This window comes from Alicyclobacillus fastidiosus, from assembly GCF_026651875.1.
Taxonomy (GTDB): domain Bacteria; phylum Bacillota; class Bacilli; order Alicyclobacillales; family Alicyclobacillaceae; genus Alicyclobacillus; species Alicyclobacillus fastidiosus.
In genome coordinates this window covers 61,911-81,559 of the sequence record NZ_CP104068.1, presented here as the reverse complement: position 1 = coordinate 81,559, position 19,649 = coordinate 61,911, and the positions used below count along the sequence as shown (strand labels likewise).

At 46.4% G+C, this 19,649-nt stretch carries 17 protein-coding genes, 2 pseudogenes and 1 riboswitch; of the genes and pseudogenes, 15 read left to right on the top strand and 4 right to left on the bottom strand.

Translation table 11 applies throughout. The features are described 5' to 3' along the window. Positions 1-173 precede the first annotated feature (173 nt). Positions 174-731: a recombinase family protein gene (locus NZD89_RS28215; RefSeq protein ID WP_268008801.1), complete on the bottom strand. Its 558-nt coding sequence runs from the start codon at positions 729-731 to the stop codon at positions 174-176. Between the two features lie 521 nt (positions 732-1,252). Here NZD89_RS28215 and NZD89_RS28210 point away from each other — a divergent pair. Together NZD89_RS28210 and NZD89_RS28205 are read left to right on the top strand one after the other, a co-directional pair. Further along, positions 1,253-2,293, top strand: coding sequence for a DUF4046 domain-containing protein (locus NZD89_RS28210; protein WP_268008800.1), 1,041 nt, complete (start codon positions 1,253-1,255; stop codon positions 2,291-2,293). Between the two features lie 76 nt (positions 2,294-2,369). Further along, positions 2,370-3,485 carry a GerAB/ArcD/ProY family transporter gene (locus tag NZD89_RS28205; RefSeq protein WP_268008799.1) on the top strand — a complete coding sequence of 372 codons (1,116 nt, stop codon included), beginning with the start codon at positions 2,370-2,372 and terminating at the stop codon, positions 3,483-3,485. 43 nt (positions 3,486-3,528) lie between these two features. On the opposite strand, the gene NZD89_RS28200 is transcribed toward NZD89_RS28205, so the two are convergent. Then, complete coding sequence (locus tag NZD89_RS28200) at positions 3,529-4,278, bottom strand: DUF4046 domain-containing protein (protein ID WP_268008798.1); 750 nt, start codon at positions 4,276-4,278, stop codon at positions 3,529-3,531. 825 nt (positions 4,279-5,103) lie between these two features. Between NZD89_RS28200 and NZD89_RS28195 the strand changes: the two genes are divergently transcribed. Continuing rightward, positions 5,104-5,301: a hypothetical protein gene (locus tag NZD89_RS28195; RefSeq protein WP_268008797.1), complete on the top strand. Its 198-nt coding sequence runs from the start codon at positions 5,104-5,106 to the stop codon at positions 5,299-5,301. Positions 5,302-5,487: 186 nt separating this feature from the next. On the opposite strand, the pseudogene NZD89_RS28190 reads toward NZD89_RS28195, so the two are convergent. After that, positions 5,488-6,816: pseudogene (locus NZD89_RS28190) on the bottom strand (IS1380 family transposase); the annotation flags it as partial. Positions 6,817-7,867: 1,051 nt separating this feature from the next. On the opposite strand from NZD89_RS28190, the gene NZD89_RS28185 reads away from it, so the two are divergent. The 5 genes and pseudogenes from NZD89_RS28185 (at position 7,868) to NZD89_RS28160 (ending at position 14,579) form a co-directional block, all read left to right on the top strand. Next, positions 7,868-9,082: an IS110 family RNA-guided transposase gene (locus tag NZD89_RS28185; RefSeq protein ID WP_268008796.1), complete on the top strand. Its 1,215-nt coding sequence runs from the start codon at positions 7,868-7,870 to the stop codon at positions 9,080-9,082. Positions 9,083-9,133: 51 nt separating this feature from the next. Next, positions 9,134-9,622: pseudogene (locus NZD89_RS28180) on the top strand (transposase); the annotation flags it as partial. 1,162 nt (positions 9,623-10,784) lie between these two features. After that, positions 10,785-11,897 carry a GerAB/ArcD/ProY family transporter gene (locus NZD89_RS28170; RefSeq protein ID WP_326492961.1) on the top strand — a complete coding sequence of 371 codons (1,113 nt, stop codon included), beginning with the start codon at positions 10,785-10,787 and terminating at the stop codon, positions 11,895-11,897. A 65-nt stretch (positions 11,898-11,962) separates the two neighbouring features. Next, positions 11,963-13,393, top strand: a complete 1,431-nt coding sequence (locus NZD89_RS28165) for a spore germination protein (protein WP_268008794.1) — start codon at positions 11,963-11,965, stop codon at positions 13,391-13,393. 1 nt (position 13,394) lies between these two features. After that, complete coding sequence (locus NZD89_RS28160) at positions 13,395-14,579, top strand: Ger(x)C family spore germination protein (RefSeq protein ID WP_268008793.1); 1,185 nt, start codon at positions 13,395-13,397, stop codon at positions 14,577-14,579. On the opposite strand, the gene NZD89_RS28155 is transcribed toward NZD89_RS28160, so the two are convergent. Beyond that, positions 14,574-14,834: a recombinase family protein gene (locus NZD89_RS28155; protein ID WP_268008825.1), complete on the bottom strand. Its 261-nt coding sequence runs from the start codon at positions 14,832-14,834 to the stop codon at positions 14,574-14,576. The two genes, NZD89_RS28160 and NZD89_RS28155, sit on opposite strands and share 6 nt — an antisense overlap. A 106-nt stretch (positions 14,835-14,940) precedes the next feature. On the opposite strand from NZD89_RS28155, the gene NZD89_RS28150 reads away from it, so the two are divergent. The 7 genes from NZD89_RS28150 (at position 14,941) to NZD89_RS28120 (ending at position 19,634) form a co-directional block, all read left to right on the top strand. Next, positions 14,941-15,099, top strand: coding sequence for a hypothetical protein (locus tag NZD89_RS28150; RefSeq protein WP_268008792.1), 159 nt, complete (start codon positions 14,941-14,943; stop codon positions 15,097-15,099). A gap of 221 nt (positions 15,100-15,320) precedes the next feature. Then, positions 15,321-15,989 carry an SOS response-associated peptidase gene (locus NZD89_RS28145; RefSeq protein WP_268008791.1) on the top strand — a complete coding sequence of 223 codons (669 nt, stop codon included), beginning with the start codon at positions 15,321-15,323 and terminating at the stop codon, positions 15,987-15,989. Positions 15,990-16,163: 174 nt separating this feature from the next. Continuing rightward, the gene (locus NZD89_RS28140; RefSeq protein ID WP_268008790.1) at positions 16,164-16,274 is read left to right on the top strand and encodes a putative holin-like toxin; all 111 of its coding nucleotides are present in this window, start codon (positions 16,164-16,166) and stop codon (positions 16,272-16,274) included. A gap of 323 nt (positions 16,275-16,597) precedes the next feature. After that, positions 16,598-16,852, top strand: coding sequence for a YhjD family protein (locus tag NZD89_RS28135; RefSeq protein ID WP_268008789.1), 255 nt, complete (start codon positions 16,598-16,600; stop codon positions 16,850-16,852). After that, a complete protein-coding gene (locus tag NZD89_RS28130) occupies positions 16,849-18,105 on the top strand; it encodes a DNA polymerase IV (RefSeq protein WP_268008788.1) in 1,257 nt (418 codons plus the stop codon). The genes NZD89_RS28135 and NZD89_RS28130 overlap by 4 nt, the downstream gene beginning before the upstream one ends. 12 nt (positions 18,106-18,117) lie before the next feature. After that, positions 18,118-18,438, top strand: a complete 321-nt coding sequence (locus NZD89_RS28125; RefSeq protein WP_268008787.1) for a YolD-like family protein — start codon at positions 18,118-18,120, stop codon at positions 18,436-18,438. A gap of 261 nt (positions 18,439-18,699) precedes the next feature. Next, positions 18,700-18,784, top strand: a riboswitch (cyclic di-GMP riboswitch). Positions 18,785-19,046: 262 nt separating this feature from the next. Then, complete coding sequence (locus NZD89_RS28120) at positions 19,047-19,634, top strand: helix-turn-helix domain-containing protein (protein WP_268008786.1); 588 nt, start codon at positions 19,047-19,049, stop codon at positions 19,632-19,634. Positions 19,635-19,649 lie beyond the last annotated feature (15 nt).

The following is a 19,649-nucleotide window of genomic DNA, read 5'->3' as shown; positions in this document are numbered from 1 at the left end:
ACCGTAGCATTCGCTTAACTCATTGTCAATGACGATTCAACTGCATCCTTCATCCAATTTCTCTTGTACGGACTTATGCGGTTAGCCTAAGTCTTGCTGAATTAACGGGGATAGTTCAAGAAGGAAGCCCCCTCACTTGCGCATGAACATACAAAACGGTGTATATATTAACATCACTGCGACTTTTCTAGATAGCGATAAATTGTGGTCCGTGAAACGCCCCACTTCTCGGCGACATCCTTAATCGGAGTACCATTACTAATTAGAGACTTCATCATTTCAATGTCTTTGGTATGGAATTTTTCAGGACGTCCACCTAGGCGACCTCGTGCTCTTGCGGCAGCACGACCAGCTGCGGAACGTTCCTGAATCAAGTTGCGCTCGAATTCTGCGAATGCTGCAAATAAATGAAACATCAACTGCCCCGTTGCGCTTCCTCGATCCATGGTCAAATTCTCTTGAAGACTATGAAAACCAATTCCCCGTTCATTCAGCGTGTTCACCAATTGGATTAAATCTTGCATGTTCCGTCCCAATCTATCTAAACGCCAAACAACAACCATGTCTCCATTCCGAGCATATTGAAGCACCTGATCCAATCCTGGTCGTTTACTTTGTGCCCCACTGATTTTGTCATGAAAAATTTCTTCGCAACCATATTGCTGTAAAGCATCTAGTTGTAAATCCAAATTTTGTAGTCCAGTTGAGACACGCGCATATCCAATTAACAATGTGTAACACACCCTTTACAAATTAAGGTATTCAATGCGTTTCATAAGATATATTTCACATGGTTAATGAACATAGAAAATAGAACAGACTTTCTGAACGTGAAATCACCCAAATTATAGATTAAAAACTTCGTGAAGTCAGGTGTTCAGAAAATGAGGACTTTCTGAACGGGTGACAGTACGAATTCATGTCAGCGCAAGGCTGAAAATGGAATCCTTTTTGTTGAACAAAGCGATTCCATGCATACGGAAGGCGATCCGCCCACTATTTCCCCATCAGTCAATATTGCAATATTTGCTTTTAGTACACCACCGACCACGTCACACATCCTCTTTCACCATTACCCCAAGTGATTGACACGGAGCGTCCGGATGCCGTGGTGATACTTATTATCCCGTGATTTGTAATTTGGTGGTATAAGGAATAAAATATCTGTCTTGTAAAATGTGGATTAAGAATGCATCCGACCAGTCTCGTACATAATGTCTCATATAAAGTACTTTCTTAGGAGAAACCGACTATGAACTATGAACATCCAATCATTCATCTGTATGAGAACATCCTTTATCATCGAATACATGGGTTTTCTCCATATTTTTTTGCCGGTGATGAAGGCAAACGTAACGCGAGGATTATCACGCGATATGTACTACAGGAGAAAGAGCATTGGAACCATGAGGATATTTGCTGTGGCATTTGTCGCGAGCTTCTTGCAGAATACCGACTAGCCGGTATGTTAAAAACCTATTTTCAGAACTCTATATTTAAAGTAATTGAAAATGCTTATCCGGGGGAGTTCCAGCCCTGGGAATTGATTAAGGCAAGGAAACATGTATTTGTAGGCGAAACGGGAAGAGATATGGCACGGAAAGCAGTCAGATGGATGGTTGTGGACAAATTAAATTATACGTTAAAGGACTTACATAAAATCACTATCAAGACATTTATCGACTACAAATTGGACAGCATGGTTAACAAAATATACCACGGATCCCCCTGGGAGGCGATTCAAGATGCGGGATTCGGTCCTTGCCACCCATGGGAAATTCATCAGGTTCCCAACGGATATTGGCAGGGCGAGAATGGGCGAATACATGCCATTGCAGCAACCAAATGGTTAATCGAGGAGAAACTAAGGATCCCTGTCGAAGCGATCCCATCGAGCGTTCGATCTTTGCACTTCAAACAAAATGGACTTGGAACAATGCTGAAGGATGTTTTTTCAGGTTCCATTTATGGAGCAATCGAAGCGACATATCCTGGAAGGTTCAAACAATGGCAACTCTCTTCTGTGGGGAACGGGTATTGGAATGGGCCGGAAGGACTTACTCATGCAAAAGAAGCACTGGAATGGCTATTATTCGAAAAGTTGAATTTGGAAATTGATGAAATCCCGTATCGAGTATCCGTAAAGGCCTTTCAAAAACACGGGCTGGGTAATATGTTGAAGCAACTATTTCATGGCTCAGTCTCCAAAGCGCTGAACCTCATTTATCCTGGGCAGTTTACAACAGAAATCCTCCAAGGTGCAAAAAGAGCTACTCTCGATAAAGTGAATTAAAAATAGTACTAGATACAAGGCGCAAATATTGCAACATTCGACAGATCTGTGATGTCCATGAGAAGGGGTAGTCGGCGTGAAACAAACCTTATCTTGGTTTCAGGTAATTACACTTTCATCCTCCAGCTACTTGCCGTTGATGTTCTGGTTCTTCCCTCGTATTGCCGTAGAGCAGGCAGGCTTGGATGCTTTGTGGGCGGTACTTGGAGTTGTTATTGTAGGGGTAATAACTGGCTGGATAATAGGTCTGAATAATGAGCGATTTCCAAAAGCCACGGGAGCAGACATGAGCAGGGTAGTTTGGGGAAAATGGATCGGTACCGCAGTGGATGTGTTGTACTTCCCAGTTTATCTCTGTTTCACTGCTTTGTGCATTTTCTTTTTCGTTACCGTGTTAAACAGTTTCTTCCCAAATACACCATTATGGATATTGGTTGTTACACTGTGTCTTGTTGCGGCTAGGGGAGCTTGGCTCGGGATTGAGTCCTTAGCACGTGTTGCCAGCATCATACACCCATTTACTTGGCTTGGCATAGTTGTCATTTTCCTGGTTCTCCTATTTCAAGCACATCGCTTGTGGATTCCACATACCGTGACCAGTTGGACGAACACCATTAACGGTATTTATCATCTGTATCCACTGTACTTTGGGTTTGATATCGTCCTCATGCTGAACCCCTATTACCAACATAAAAAGCGGCAATCGGTTTGGTATCCCATCATCAGCACTATCGCTGGAGGAGTTATAATTGTAGTCGTATCTCTTGCGGTGATCTTAAATTTGGGGTGGGAAGCCACTAGAGACATCTCTTTCTCACTTCCATTTGCCATTCAATTACTTCGCTTGACGGGCTCGCCGGTTGAACGAGTGGGAATTTTTATCATCATTCTTGCCACGGCTTTTACGGTGTTGTTTGTTAGTAACGCGATATGGGCGCTATCAACACTGACGGCGCGAATCTTCAATATGTCAGGTGACAAATACAAATGGTTTATTTCGCCCGTGGCCATTCTTACCATGATAGTCGCTTGTTCTTTCCGAAATGAACAACAAGCCTTTCAGTTCCTCGATAAATACTTGGTTCCATTGAGTTGGGTCGTATTGCTTAGCATACCTCTTCTACTATGGATGACCGCGAAACTGCGTGGCCTAAAGACGGAACCTGTGCCAAGTCAGAGAACGGAAACCTAGCCCGAGTTAACGAACCCTAAGGACCTGCATATGAGTACTCAGTTTATATCCCCGTTTGTTGTTCGAGTATCCATTCCTTCACTTTCTGTAACTTTCCATCAAAAGCTCTTCGAAGAAGGCCAGTACATCGATACTGAAAGAAGTACCTTAGTGTTAGCTTTTTTACAGCCTCATGGTAAGAGGAAAATCCGATCCTTTCAAAAAGAAGCCAATCCATAGCTTGTTTAACATGGTCTGGGTCCCGCCAGAAGTTCATCGGCACCGTGTGAAATTCCCATGGTTTAAATTGACCGGGATAGATCATATCAATGATGCGGTAAGGTGACTGTCCCAATCGATTAAATACACCGCGCAACCCATGTTGCTTAAAAAAGTGATTCGTGATTCGGTGCGGAATCTCGTTGTGTGGGATGCGACATTTCTCTTCAATTACAAATCGAATCGCGTCAAGAGCCCTCTGTTGCCCTTCATCTCGTTTCCAATACCCATGTGAAACCTGTTTGAACGCCCAGGGATCAAATCTGCCAGGGTAAGCGTTTTGAATCACTTGAGTAAAATTCCAACCATGGGTCATTGCCGGTGGACGTAAACGATGATCCCATAGGATTTCTGCGCTCACGCGACTGGGAATTTCCTCGAGTCGAATTCCTAAGTAGTCTTCAATCAAAAAACGTGTGATATAAGCTAAGTATTTTTTGCCTCGTTCTCCGACAAAAAAGTAGTTCGGAAATCGACATCGATTGCCGTTTAACACGTCCTGATACACTTGAATGACTTTCTCTTGCTCCGTCATTTCCATTCCTCCGGTTCGATCCATCGATGAATAATTGCTCACCACTTGGTTATCATAACCTCTTCATACGTTAGCACTTGCATCACCCCTACGTTAAAACGGCCCTGACTGTGGTCAAATCAGGACCGTGTGATTTCCCGAATATATGTAGTGTCTTACCTGCGCGTAAAGATAAGTATACCCATCCAATTCCTTTCCCCGTTCCTTCAAGTAATTGAAAAGCTGTGCTCGATGATTGTGAACGTGCGTCAAAGATCCCAACAACCATACTTTCAACTTAGCTGTTATCCGTAAAATGATGTAGTTTCTTTTGTTTCAAATTCCCCATTTAAAATTCCGCTATTTTCAGATTTGGGCTTACCGTACAATTTTCCTTTTTTGATATGGTGATCCCTATTATTCCATTCATGTGAAGAAAATCCGCATTGAAAGTACTCTGCCGTTGTACGGTATTTATTTTGTATCAAGTGAGTGTAGTCAAATGATACGGACAAAGTGTTCAAGAATTCATAAATAAAGTTTGGATGTGTATCCACTTCAAAAAAAGGGTCAGGGGTTTATGGGGTAATGGTGATAATTTTATCATAGCAGGTAGAATGTCGAGGAACTGCCTATTTACAGGGAATTACTGGGCCTATGGAGGTACTGGATGTACACGTCCACTGTTGTCCGGACTATATAGAGGTTACGGCTATGGAAGCACATTCAATATTGAACGAGACGGAAAATTGTCAGATAATATTTATGAGATTCTTAATACGAGCTCACCAGTATAAACGTCAGACAAGCCTAGGGAATAACTTTGCGAACAGAGAGATGGGACGAATGAATGATAAACAGATGGATGCGTGGTGGGGTGAACAGGCACGTATGGCAGCACAAGAGGGCATTCTGAGTGAGGAAGAAAGCCGCGAATGGCTAGAACTGGCCCGGGTGGCTATGGAATCCGACGTGACGAAGGAGCAGTTTAGAGCTTTCTTAGAGTCAGAAGCACAAAAAATAGGGAAGGTGATTAAGACCTGAATCCGTGACGTCTGTAGAGACTGGTCAAGGTAGTTTTGAACATGACTCCAAGCGTCGGCGAGCAGTCAACAGAGTGGTTCATTTTTGCATGTGAAGAGAGGAGTCTGTGAATTTGTCCGCAGGTGAATAACCCCTTCGTTTCAGGGATGCATTCACATGTGGATACATCGGACGCTCTTTCCCTTCGTATAGTCGCCTAAACACGGGCAACCACCGGTTACCTCGTCCGAATCGTAGCCGTGTCTGCCTCGCGTGTCTCGTCATTTTCGCCGCAAGCGTGATGAGATTCTGGATCACGGTGCGTATGCGTCGCCTCTCTGCTTTCTTCCGAATCGGTGCATCCTGCTCTCTCAGGCTCTCCTGTCCGATGATGCGCAACAGGTTATATGCCAGTACACCAAAATGCAAGACAAGGTCGTTCGTTGCAAACTTCCCCGAGGGCAACCGTTCCAAATCTAAATCTGTCTTGATCTCGCTATGAAATTGCTCCATCGTTCCATGTGCATGATACAGGTCGATGATCACCTCTGGAGCCTCTGGCAAGCTCGTGACGTAGACGTTTACCTCAATGCTCGGGATGAGTAATGCTTGACCGTCGCTCTGGATCGTGCGTTCAATCACTTCAAACACCATCCGGACCGGTTTTTCTAGTCCCTTCATTGGAGACAGGATGGACCCTCTGTACACCTTCTTCCCTGCACGGGGCTCTGTGTAGGTACCGTGTTGCTCAGCCGTCAGCAACCACGCATTCGGGTTCTCCTTACGTAGGTTCTTCTTCACGATAAAGTCGGCCGAGGTTTCGTCGGCCCTGCATACGACTAAGTTTTCTACGCTGTCATTTCCCGCATCTAAGCGTACGAGTAGGCGCTTGTCCGAAATTCGTTGAGCATAGCGGATACTCTGAGCCAGAAACGCGGCGGTCCCCTTTTGACAATGTGTACTTCCCGTTCGGAACTCTACGTGAACGGCGTATCCTTCCTGTCCTAAGTAAGCGAAAATCGGCGCGTATCCGTCGCACCCTTTATAGGTACGAGACACGCCCTCCTTCTTGGTTCCTGAGTTGTCAAATGGGGATACATCAATGTCAAGCGGTAGATATTCACGATGCCCATCCCCCAGTACAATGGGTGCAAGGTACACGCCCACCTTGCTCAATAGGTCAGCTGATTCTTCGAGGATAACCGATTGCCAGTCACATTTTTCTTCGGGTGCTACGAGATCCAGGCGTTGGCGTAGTGTTGGACTCGACGGTACATTGGAAATGGTCAGCGCTTCAGGGAAGAACTCGTCCTGACGCAACGGCTCAATGTGGTCAAAGTCGCTCTTCCCCTGACACAAGAGGCCCAGGTAGGCGTAGGCAACATCTTGATTCGAAATTTCCGTATACGCGCGCCCTGGGACAGGGAGGGCATTGAGACGTGCGGATAGTTGAGTCTTGCCAAGGAGCAGTCCAACCAGAGCAAGTCCAGAATGGGATGTCAATATTTCATCTGACTCTTCGATCACAAAACCCATGAAGGCACCACCAAGTAGGTGAGGTAGATTCGTCCATCTGATAGCGCCATTTTACTTGATTTCACGCGATTTTTGTCGTCCTCTTGAAAATCCACGTCACGGATTCAGGTAAGAAATAACCGATTTCCTTTTGGTATGGTGAATCGGCACAGATGGCTCGGCCGAACCGGATGCACTTGTAAAATCGAGAATACACGTCGTTTTCTGCGAATGATACATAAACAGCAATAGGAGAAGTCCAGGAGCCAGAAAAAAGGCTAATGGCCGTGGCGTAGATCGTAAGGGTGAGGCGAGTTGAGTCGAGAACACAAGGCGAAGATAATAGGCTGGTTTTTTGTATGACGTGCAATCACTTGCGGTCAGCTGAAGAAATGTCTGCTGTTTTCAAAGCAGGCTTTCACCAGGAAGGTGAACAGGACTACCCTCTTGCAATTTATTCATGCAGTTATTTACATTATTTGGGCAGGGCGGGGTACTTCCTAACTTCTCAGCTGCTTGATGTCTTTCGCAGACTCCGTACGGGAATAGCCCGCTTTGGTCTACTCTAAAAACCGTCCTCATAACCTTTGTCGATGACTCCATAGGTACGAGTTCCCCACACTTTGCACACCACACCAATGGACTTTGTTCTGGATTCCCTCTATAATCCAACACCCTTTACCCAACCTTTCACTCAAGCCACAAAAAGTATCATATCACGCTGGAAGTGTCGAAAAATGGCAGAATATAATATTTTATACATGCCAAATGTATGCATTTTTTGGAAAATTAGTAAAATATATAAAATTGAAATTTCTTTTTTCACATAAGACCCCCATGCCGCCTGGCGGCACCACAATCTATGAAAATGTAGATCCATGATCTACTATGTCGCTAGACAGCCACACGGAGCTCGTCGCCCCCTGGTACCACGAGTCCGTACATAAGACGGAGTTGGCGACTTGGAGCACCACGATTTGTCGCTCCCACTGTCGGGAAGCACGTACGGTAGAATTCCTATCGCATCGGTCGCCACGTGGCTGTACTTCTTTGGGTGGGGAGTGGCAGCATTATGCAGGTTGTACACGAGCCATGCTGCGGACTGGATGTCCACAAGAAGAAGGTCGTTGGTTGTGTGATCACGCCGGAGATAAAGGAGATTCGGACGTTCGGAACGATGACGGATGACCTTGAGTCCCTCATAAAGTGGATTCTCGGTCACGAATGCACGCATGTGGCGATGGAAAGTACGGGCGTCTTTTGGAAGCCGATCTTCAACCTTCTCGAAGACAGGGATCTTGAGGCGTTGGTCGTCAATGCCCAGCACATCAAGCAGGTTCCGGGTCGAAAGACGGATGTTCGGGACGCTGAATGGATAGCGGACCTGCTACGCCATGGCCTGCTCAAGGGGAGCTATATTCCTGACCGAAATCAGCGTGAACTTCGGGAACTGGTCCGGTACCGCAAGTCTCTCGTCCGGGAACGTGCCAATGAAGTCAACCGCCTCCAGAAAGTCCTTGAAGGAGCAAATATCAAATTGGCATCGGTGGCAAGTGATGTGGTTGGCGTATCGGGTCGAGCCATCCTCACTGAACTCATTGGTGGAAAAATGGATGAATCACGGCTCAAGGAGATCGTGAAGGGACGCCTCCGTAACAAGACCGCAGAACTGAAACGTGCATTGCACGGTGTTGTTCGTCCGCACCAGCAGATGATGCTTGCTGTTCAGCTTCGGCACATCGATCACCTTGATGAGTTGATCGAGGAAGTAAGTGCTGAAATTGAGCAGCGAATGCGCCCTTTTGACGAAGATCTCCGGAGAATCCAGACGATACCTGGAATTGGCGAGCGGACGGCGGAACTGATACTGGCGGAGATCGGTACCGACATGAGCAGGTTTCCAAGTGCGCAACACTTGGCGTCCTGGGCAGGAATGTGTCCAGGCAACAATGAAAGTGCGGGTAAACGACGAAGTGGCAAGACCCGCAAGGGAGATCCTTGGTTACGAGAAGCGTTAATCGAAGCCGCACGTGGCGCCGCCAGAACAAAGAATACCTATCTGTCCGCTAAGTATCACCGAATCGCTGCGCGTCGGGGATCCAAGAGAGCAGCCGTGGCAGTCGGTCATTACATGTTAATTATCATCTATCACATGCTGGTCAATCAGACAGAAGAGGACCTTGGGCCAACGTACCACGAAGAGCGGAACCGAGAACGAGTTATTCGTCGTCACTTGCATTCTCTGGAGAAACTCGGTTTGACAGTCATAGTTCAACCAACTTCCTGAAATATCCAGGTATGTCTAAGAGGGAGAACACGGGAGCTTTTTTATGCCATTTTCACGGTAGATCTCCGGAGAATCCAGACGATACCTGGAATTGGCGAGCGGACGGCGGAACTGATACTGGCGGAGATCGGTACCGACATGAGCAGGTTTCCAAGTGCGCAACACTTGGCGTCCTGGGCAGGAATGTGTCCAGGCAACAATGAAAGTGCGGGTAAACGACGAAGTGGCAAGACCCGCAAGGGAGATCCTTGGTTACGAGAAGCGTTAATCGAAGCCGCACGTGGCGCCGCCAGAACAAAGAATACCTATCTGTCCGCTAAGTATCACCGAATCGCTGCGCGTCGGGGATCCAAGAGAGCAGCCGTGGCAGTCGGTCATTACATGTTAATTATCATCTATCACATGCTGGTCAATCAGACAGAATACGAGGACCTTGGGCCAACGTACCACGAAGAGCGGAACCGAGAACGAGTTATTCGTCGTCACTTGCATTCTCTGGAGAAACTCGGTTTGACAGTCATAGTTCAACCAACTTCCTGAAATATCCAGGTATGTCTAAGAGGGAGAACACGGGAGCTTTTTTATGCCATTTTCACGGTAGGGGTGGTTAAATCATATGGCCGTATTGCTGTTAGCCACTGCTAGTACTGCGAACAGTCTTTTGATCATTTGAATGGCAAATTACGCTCGCGAAAAAGTGAAACAAGATAAGCGGTATTTGTGGATGCATCTTGTGGTAGTCGCACTTTGTTGGCTAGACCTCATCATTACAGTAAAAGTCTCAGGAGTAATACTACACCACCTCTAGAGAAGGGGCATCGCTTACCTATGATCCGGTTCCGAAAACCAAGACTCATCAAGGCGTTAAAGGAATTCGAGAAAACCGGTGTCGTTGCCCGATAATACTCAGAACGAAATATTGAGCCCTGACGTTTCAGTGAATGACAGAGTCTTAAGACAAATATTCCAAAATTGTTCCGATGTGGTTTTCCGTCCAGTTCTCGTCCATAGGCAAACCAAAATGTTTTTAATTTATGTCGATGGTTTAAATGACGCCAAGGCGCTTGATGAGGTTGTCCTAAAGCCTATGATGTTTGAAGGACTTCCCAATGGATTAGGCAAAGTCCCTACGTTCAGACAGGGGTCATCTTACGAAACGGAAAAAATCGTACGTTAAGGCTCTCACCTGTCAGATTGGGATCACAGACGCTCCGGTCACGTCGTCAGAAAACCAAAATGGAGGCTATTCTAGCGCCTCTATTTTGGTCTTCCTGACGTCAGTTTGAGGTATAACCAAGCGGACATTTCAGAATAGTTCTAATCCCTACGCGACTTTTGCGCATTCTGGGTATCCGCTGAGTATATGACCCAAACCAATGCGTATATTTTTGGATTTCGGGGGAGATATTCTTAAAATATCATTGATTTAGTGCAGTTGATGGTGACATAATGGCCGCACTATTTCTAGCTGCCGCTAGTACTGCGAATACCTTTTTGATCGTTCGAATGACCAATGGAGCAATGAAGGACAATCGAAACATCTGGCTGTACCTTGTGGTCTTGGGATTAGGTTGGGTAGCCTCGTTACTTTGAAGGCTTTAGCGGCTGTAATGCACCACGTTTATCCATTTTTGAAAACAGGATCTTAATCCTTTTCATCAATCAGTGACTGAGGACTCTTGTTCTTAGGAATCCCACGATTATGAAGGTGGCATGCATTATCGAACGCTCCAAGGACGCTATCACAATGGCACAAACCACCATGATTTTAATGTTGGCGATTGGGTTAAATGATCACGTGATTTTGATTCCTCTTTTGTTGCGCGCAGCCGGACGTGATGCTTGGCTTGCGGTGTGTTTGACGAGTCTGTTAGTATTCGTCGCGATGATGTTTATGCAGTACGTAATCCGTGCTTCAAAGCAACAACATATCGGACTTTGGCTACGTGAACAGATACCGCCTTTGCTCGCGAATGGTCTCCTTTGCTTGATGGCGCTGCCGTTATTTGTGGCGGCTCTAGTCACCTTTCGTGACACAGTTTTTTGGGCAAAAATTACCCTGTTACCTGTGACGCCGAATTTTGTCCTGGTACTTGTTCTAGCCGCTCTGTGCTTCTATTGTGCTTACGCGGGTATTGCCTCCATCGCCATCGCCAGTGGAATTTTGCTTCCCTTTGTTGTTGTGTTTGGCTTTTTTGTAGGTACATCCAACATCCCACACAAGGATATGTCCTTGTTGTTCCCACTTCTGGAACACGGGTGGAATCCGGTGTTTCGGGGGATATTGTATTCTGCATCTGGTTTTTCGGAACTATTCATGATTCTTTGTATGCAGCATTACATAAAATCAGAAGTTCGTTATTGGATGCTGGCCCTCAATGTACTGATACTGCTGGTACTCACTTTAGGTCCGCTTTATGGGGCCATCGTCGAATTTGGGCCAAAGGAGGCAACCAGCATGCGCTTTCCGGCCTTCGAGGAATGGCGTTTAATCACTTTCGGGCATTTTTTTGAACACCTAGACTTTCTTGGAATTTACCAATGGTTATCCGGGGCTTTTGTTCGTATCTCCTTTACAGCATTCCTGATCGTGGAGATTTTCGGGATGCGGAAAGGCCGGGGACGAACCTGGTTTCTCGGATTACTATTCGGCACACTTTGTGTATTTGCTATCGTTCGCATTAGCGATACGCAGTTTTTGGGCCTTTTGCAGCGGGTGGTAGCTCCGGGATATTTGTATTGCGTGACTGCAATCGCCCTCTTGCTTGTTATCATCGCTTGGAAGTCGAAACGAAGAAAGGTACATACCCGATGAAACTCAGGTTTCGTGAAAAACATCCCCAGCAGAAAATCCACCGGCGACTTGAGGAAAATTTGTCCATGATCGAAAAAACGTTTTCGCAGACTGAGGAGGTGGTGTCCCGTCAGGTCATACTTGGCAGCTCCCGCCGTCCACGTAAAGTAGTCTTTGTCTACTGTAAGGGGATGGTCGATCTTGATCGTTTCAACCGCGACATTTTGGGGATCCTGTATGAATATTTTTTGCAATTGGATGGATGCCGTCTCTCTGCGGAACAATTGGAGGAAACACTTCCCATTGATCTCGAAACAACGGAGCGCCTGTTTGACCCACTGGTTCCCGAGATCTTTCGTGGTCACTTGGTCCTGTTGGTGGATGGCATTGATGTTGCCTATGTCGCCAATCTATCCAATCCCCCGAATCGTCAACCGGAAGAACCGAACACCGAGACCTCCGTGCGAGGACCAAAGGACGGATTTATCGAGGCGCTGGAGACCAATGTCGCTTTGATTCGCAAGCGCCTGCCAACCGAGACGCTGTGTACTGAGTCGTTTACGATAGGGGTACGCACTCAATCGAAGGTTTCCCTTCTGTATATCCGGGACATTATTGATCCGTCCGTTCTTACACAGATCCGAGATCGGATTCAGAGCATCCATGTCGATGCGGTGTATGCCAGTGCGCAACTGGAGGAGTTTTTGTCTGACTCCAAATTTTTCATAGTGCCGATGTTCGCTTATTCCGGTCGACCAGACTTTGTGGTTGGAGCCTTGTTGCGTGGGAGGTTCGCCATTATTCTTGATGGAACACCCACCGCCATCATGGGGCCAACAAATATGTCGTTCCTGTTGCAATCAGCCGAAGACGAGTACATATCTTACGTGTTCCTCATGCTGCAACGTGGGTTGAGATTTTTTGGATTTCTTATCACTTTATTACTCCCTGGTCTTTACGTAGCAATTTGTACTTATCACCAAGAGCAAATTCCGTTGGCCTTGCTTAGCACCCTGGCCACCTCTCGACGCGGGACGCCCCTTCCCACTTCATGTGAGGCACTTCTGATGCTGCTGATGTTTGAATTGTTCCGTGAGGCGGGGAACCGTCTTCCTAGTAAACTCGGCCAAACGTTGACCGTAGTTGGCGGACTCGTCATAGGGGAGTCAGCGATTTCTGCCGGTATGACGAGTCCGACATTGTTGGTGGTCACGGCCACCGCGGCGGTTGCCTCCTTTACCATTCCCAATCAGTCATTAGCTGGAATCATCATCCTTTTCCGTTTCTTCATCCTGATCGTGTCGTCCATTCTCGGAGAGTTTGGATTTCTTATCTCCAGCTTTGCGGTGTTGGTATACTTGTCCACGGTTCGTTCCTTTGGCATTCCGTACCTTACTCCTTTTAGTCCGTTCCATGCCCGTGATTTGTCCTACACGTTCAATAGCGTGACTGCTCATCAGGGGCGGAAGCGACCGATCATTTTGCGAACAAAGGACCAAACACGGAATGAAGGATGACATGAAACGGCTTCGTCACAAGTATTGGGCGCGGATCAAGATGTTTTTGTTTCTGTGTTTGTGTGTTCCGCTTCTTCCTGGCTGTTGGGATTCACAGGAACTGGAGCATATGTTCTACATACATGCACTTGGTATCGATTATCAAGATGGGAAATACATTATATACGCTCAGATTTTGGATCCAACGGCACTCTCCAAAGAGTCTCAGAAATCAGAAGAGGGACTCGGGGCATGGGTTGGCGTAGGTGTGGGGCAATCTTATGAAGATGCTATCCATGATTTGTATGCTACGTCTCAAAGAAGGATACGATGGGGGCATTTAAATGCCATCGTTTTCAGTGAACCACTCTTGGCGCAAAAAGGTGTTCAGGAGTCACTCGACATGGTTACACGTTATGAAGAAATTCGTTATATACCATGGGTATATTGTACGGATAGCTCTATTCCCAAGGTGTTATCATCGGCACCCATCCTCGAATCATCGCCTGTATTTTCTTTTTTGAGCGATCCGTACGCGGTATACAGACAAAGCTCTTTCATTGAACCCGTGCGCCTGCACAGATTCATTACGAATCTGCAAGAACCAGGTCGCCCGGGTATTCCTCCGGAGATCTCGGTGAAAGAAAACCGTTGGTTTGACGCCAAAGCCACCTATCCTGAAATTGAGATATCCGGATATGGACTTCTTCGAAACGGAAAACTAGTAGGTCGTCTGTCTCGTGATGAAGCGATTGGAGAGCGCTGGTTTTCACCACACATTTCACGTATCCCTTTGATACTGAACCAACGTGGAGATTCCATTGCGACCATGACGATCATTAAGCGGAAGTGTCGTGTCCGTCCAGTGATTATCGGGGGACACCTGAGATTTGATGCTCAGATTCAAGTGGGAGGGTCCATCGTACAAAGGGGACGGCCTTTGTCGCAAGCGCAATTGGAATCGATGATTTCCAAAAAGATCGAAAAGGAAATCCGAAAAACGTATGAAAATGGCCTGCGTTATGGCGTAGACATCTACACGCTCGCTGATTCACTGTACCGCCGGGATCCGCAAACGTTTCATCGCTACGCAACGAAGGATGGCCATCTACAGTTAAGCGAAGATTCCCTAGAACATGTGGAAGTAAAGGTTAAAATCTATGACATGGGCAAGGCAACTGAATCGGCGAATCGGTTTACATCATAAATGGGTTATGAAGGGCAGTACCAAGATGAGGATAACCCCTTGTGTACTCCTGGCGAATCGGTCAAGTTTAGTAACGACAATAATATCCCCATCGACAACGAGATTAAGGAGCTTTGTAAACTGTTCTCGGTGGTTTAGCGTTCGTCCGCTGATTTTCTCTTTGAATATCTTGTCGCATCCGTAATCGCTTAGCTGTGTTATTTGTGCATCTAGATTCTGTGCCCTAGAACTCACCCGTGCGTAACCGTAAATCACGTCTAAAAATCCACCTTCTGAAGCCACGTTTATGATACGTCTATATGATACATAAAAAACCTTGCTATTACGCGGTTTTCATTTTGTATCAAATGGGTGTAGTCAAATGAAACAAGCAACGGATTATGAACGAACATTTAACCGTGAATACATGTGGGCTTTGGCAATGCCTCGTGGTACGAACTATGAAGAAGATAAAGAGAAGCAAGAAGCGTATCAGAGACGTTTGCAATGGGAAAAGTCCACGAGAAACACATCCGAATAATTCATGAGATTATGTTTCGTTAGATATTAATTCTGAAAAACAGTACTACATAAAAAACGCCGAAATCCCTTGTTACGCAACGGATTTCGGCGTTTTCCCGAAAGAAACACAATAGAATTGTGTATGATTCAAAACTCCTTCTTATTGCCATTTATACTTACCGATTATCTCTATCGCATAGGAACGCATGTTCTTGTATCATGTAATCGGAGATGATTAATATGTGCGGACGCTTCGCTTTGACAGAGGATTGGAGCCAAATCGTAGCTTATTTCGGAATTACCGAATATGACTATGCCATTCCTCCTCGGTACAACATCGCCCCTTCACAGAGGATACCTGCGGTGATTACGGGCACCGACGGAGAAAGGCGCATCGGTCCTTTGTCGTGGGGCTTAATTCCGCAGGCATGGAGAAACGAGTCGCCGAAGATCAAGCCGATTAACGCGCGCGTCGAGGGATTGCGGAAGAACACGGCATTTAGACGCCTGGTAGAACGACGCCGCTGTTTGATAGCGGCAAGTGGGTACTTTGAATGGCATCAGAACACAAAGCAGCCGCACTATATCAGAGTGAAGAGTCGACCAGTGTTCGCGTTCGCTGGGTTTTACGATACCTGGAAAGGTTCATATGGGCAGAAAATCAGCACGTGCACCATCATCACTTGCCCACCAAACGCGCGTATGAGGCACATACACGACCGCATGCCGGCCATTTTGCGTGACCACCAGGATGAGCGATTTTGGCTAGACCGCAGGGTAACGGACCTCGATGAATTGCTGACAGTGATCGCTCCCTATCCGGAAGACGACATGTACTGGTACCAGGTCGATAAGATGGTTGGCAACGTGAATAATGATTCGGAGAAGTGTGTAGAGGAACTGAAGTGAACGGTACAATCTTTAACTTACCTTGCACGATAGTAATGCTTGCATTGCTATATGTCTCTTTCTCTTAATCATTGGATTATATTTCTTGCATCCTATAAAATAGGTCTACGGTACTAGCTAAACCAACGGGTGACGCCTCTCCTGCAAGTCTTCGGACAGGGGGGAGGTCGGACGATGAACGTGACATATACAGCAGTAGAAGTCGGACTACAAGCGGGCATGTTCCTACTTGCCTTGCTAACATTTGTAGTAACGCTTATTCTCGCGTTCCGTTCACATAAGTAAGCCACCCCGTCGGTTTTAGCGGCCTTTCGGGGTGGCTCTTGTCGAGTTGCCACGAACGTGGCGATTCAATTGAGTCGTCCGAGTGCGGGAATCCGTCACTCAAGGCGATGTACCGTAAGAGCTCAGAGTGTCCGCTCTGGGCTCTTCTTATTAGGGTAGAACCCTTATCTTTATTTTATGCGATCCCTCACCACAAATACAACAACAAGTAAATATCCATTACACATGGAACAAATTACACAGAACAAATGTTTGCATCAAAAATCATTGTTCGCGTATAATACCCACACAAGAACATATGTTCGTGTTAGGGGTGCAAACACATGGAGCGGCCAACTGCAGACATTCGGCGCCTGCTTTTGCTTGGTTTACTTAAAGACTACATAGAACGAGAAATTGTCCACCTCAAGGATGACCTTAAACGAGGCAACCTCTCCATTATCGAAGTACAAACAAATGAACATGATATCACTGTCAAATTCATAAATGATGACGTTCACGACCAAGGGATTTACATGAAAAAAATGCTCGACGCTGAAATAAAGAACCGCGCGAAACGGACTGGGTTAATCTCATGAATTTAGTCTACGCATTATGCGATATGCAGTCATTCTACGCATCGTGCGAGGTCGCCTCGATGGTCGAATATTCAGCTCGTCGAAAAGAATTCGATGATAACACTGATCCTCCGTTAGTAGTATCTGGTGACCCGACCCGAAGAAGTGGCGTGGTCCTTGCGGCTACACCAACGGCTAAGAAATTCGGCGTGAGCAATGGCATTCGTCTGGGCGAGGCGCAGCGGCTCGTTCCCAATCTTATCGTTGTACGGCCACATATGGCCCTCTATCTGGAAACATCAGTTCGCATTCAAGAGATCATGAGATTACATTTTCCACTACAGGAGCAGTTCAGTGTCGACGAGGGGTTTATTGCCATGGACGTCGATTCACATCTGTTTCGTGATCCGATTGAAGCAGTGCGAAAACTTCAAGCAAAGATATGGGATTGCTTCAAAATCCGTTGTCGCATTGGGCTAGGCCCAAATAAATGGGTTGCCAAGATGACCAACGCAAAGGCAAAAAAATCGACTGGTGGCATCGTCTGGTGGACCGAAGACGACATACCGACACAGTTGCACCCGCTTAAGGTCGAAGAGATGTGGGGGCTCCGACGTCGCGCTGAGACACTTCGTCGCGAATTTAAAGCTGACACCATAGGTGATGTTGCACGGATACCGGTTGGGCAACTGCGGGCGCGGTTCGGCGTCTGGGGCGATGTAATCCACCGGTGGGCCAACGGCCAGGACATCAGCGGAATCAACCCAAACAGCTATGACGCGGCTCATAAGGGATTTTCACACCGAACCACGCTTCCAAGAGACTTTTATGAACGCTCGGAGGTTGCCGTTGTCATTCTCGAACTGCTCGATGAGGTCTGTCACCGCCTGCGTCGTGCAAACCAGGTCGGTCGACGTGTTGGCTTGGGAGTTTCCTACGAACGATTAGAAGGAGGATTCTGGAGGGCGAAGACGTTATCACGTCACACAAATTCTCCAGAGGAACTTTACCCCGAGTTGTTGGCACTCCTTGACCGTTATTGGGATACCAGGTCAGGTGTTCGAGCGGTGAGTGTTGCCGTAGATATGTTGCACTTCACCGATGCAATTCAATTATCACTGTTCGATGACGTGCCGAAACGTAAACAACTATACACGACAGTGGATGAAATTCATGAACGGTTTGGGGAAACAGCATTGATGCGAGCCGTAAGTTTAACGAAGGCGGGTCAGTTGCGTGATAGGTCCCGCAGAATTGGCGGTCACTACGCCTAATGAGGTGGTTTCATGAAAATCGATGAAGGGAACGTGTTTCAGATGATGAGGCTGGTACTTCCCGAGCACCGCAGCGCAATGAATCGATATGAAAACGAACAAATACGACAGCAGAGCAAACCACCGGTGCTATCCCAACACGAGTGGGAAGAGATGTCCTATGTGATAAGCGATGCCATAGATGCTCAATCAACCGTATGTCTAACGCTATTCGGACCATTGGAGAATGAGATATGGCATGGCGTTCCCGTGATGTACGCAGGGAATCTACACCTGATAGTTGATGGAGAGCGGAGACGAGTGCCGGTGGATCGGTTGGTTTCGGCAAAATAAAAACACCAAGGCCAAGATCACATTTCACCAGTATAGGAACAACGAAATTTAGTCCCGTGCGAGACTAGATTTTAGAGGATATGATTACCAGTACGTGTAACCGGGAATCTGCTTATTATTGATTGTCACCCAGGAATGTATGGGTGGATTTTTGTATCTTAGTCCATTTGGCTTACTAAAATATTGTGTGTTAACCTTATTGGTATCATTTGAGTATTGAAATTAAAAATGAGGGGTGTTATAGGAGTCCAAAAAGAATAAGAACACTATGGGCAAACTAGTGGAAACACTAGGACGCAAAGCCATGGGTCTAAGGACAAACGTCTATGATCGCCAGGTTGCAGCCGCGCCCATATTACTGGGCTTTTTTTATTGTAAAAATCTATTTATTGAATGAAACTCATCAACGCCGTCGTAACTCCCACACCTGGGGATGTGACGGATAAAGGAGTGAGGTGACCGCCAGCTAAGAAAACTACGCCCATTGCGACCACAGGTAAAACAAAACACAGTGCTTTTTTCATCCTTTTCACCCTTTCTCTAGGAAGATGATACCGCAGGTTCCTTAGTCCCGGCACGAGACTATTTATGACTGTGAGGAGTTTGATGTGTTAGGTCAAAAAATCAAAAGACTACGCCTACAAAAAGGCATTTCGCAACAAGAGCTAATTCAAGGACTGTTTGATCGTTCGTATCTGAGTCAAATTGAACGTGGATTAAAGGTACCCCCCAGAGAAACCATAGAAATCTTAGCGAATCGTCTAGGTGTACCTTCAAATCACTTAACCGAATACGGGGAGACTATACAGCGTGCTGCCGAACTGATCCAAAGAGCTCGTGAAACAAAGGACATATACGCGTTTCGAGAAGCTTGGCACACAGCAGCAAGTGTTCATGCTATTGAACAAATGGCCGAATCCGCAATTGAATGGTCGTATATCGCTAGTGCAAGTGATGCTACGTCAGTCGAGCTATTGGAAGCAATCAATTATACTATCTTGTTGATTAGTTCAGTAGACGAAGCATTCGACTTTGCATTTAATCTTCGGATGGTACGAGCAAACACATATTACTATCTGGGTATGTTTGATCAAGCAATATGGGCGTATCGAGACTTAGAGGAACGACGTCCGCCTAATGAACTACTGGGGAGAGTTAAGGTAAGCCTTGGCAGTTCTTTGATGGCCCTACCGTGAAAATGGCATAAAAAA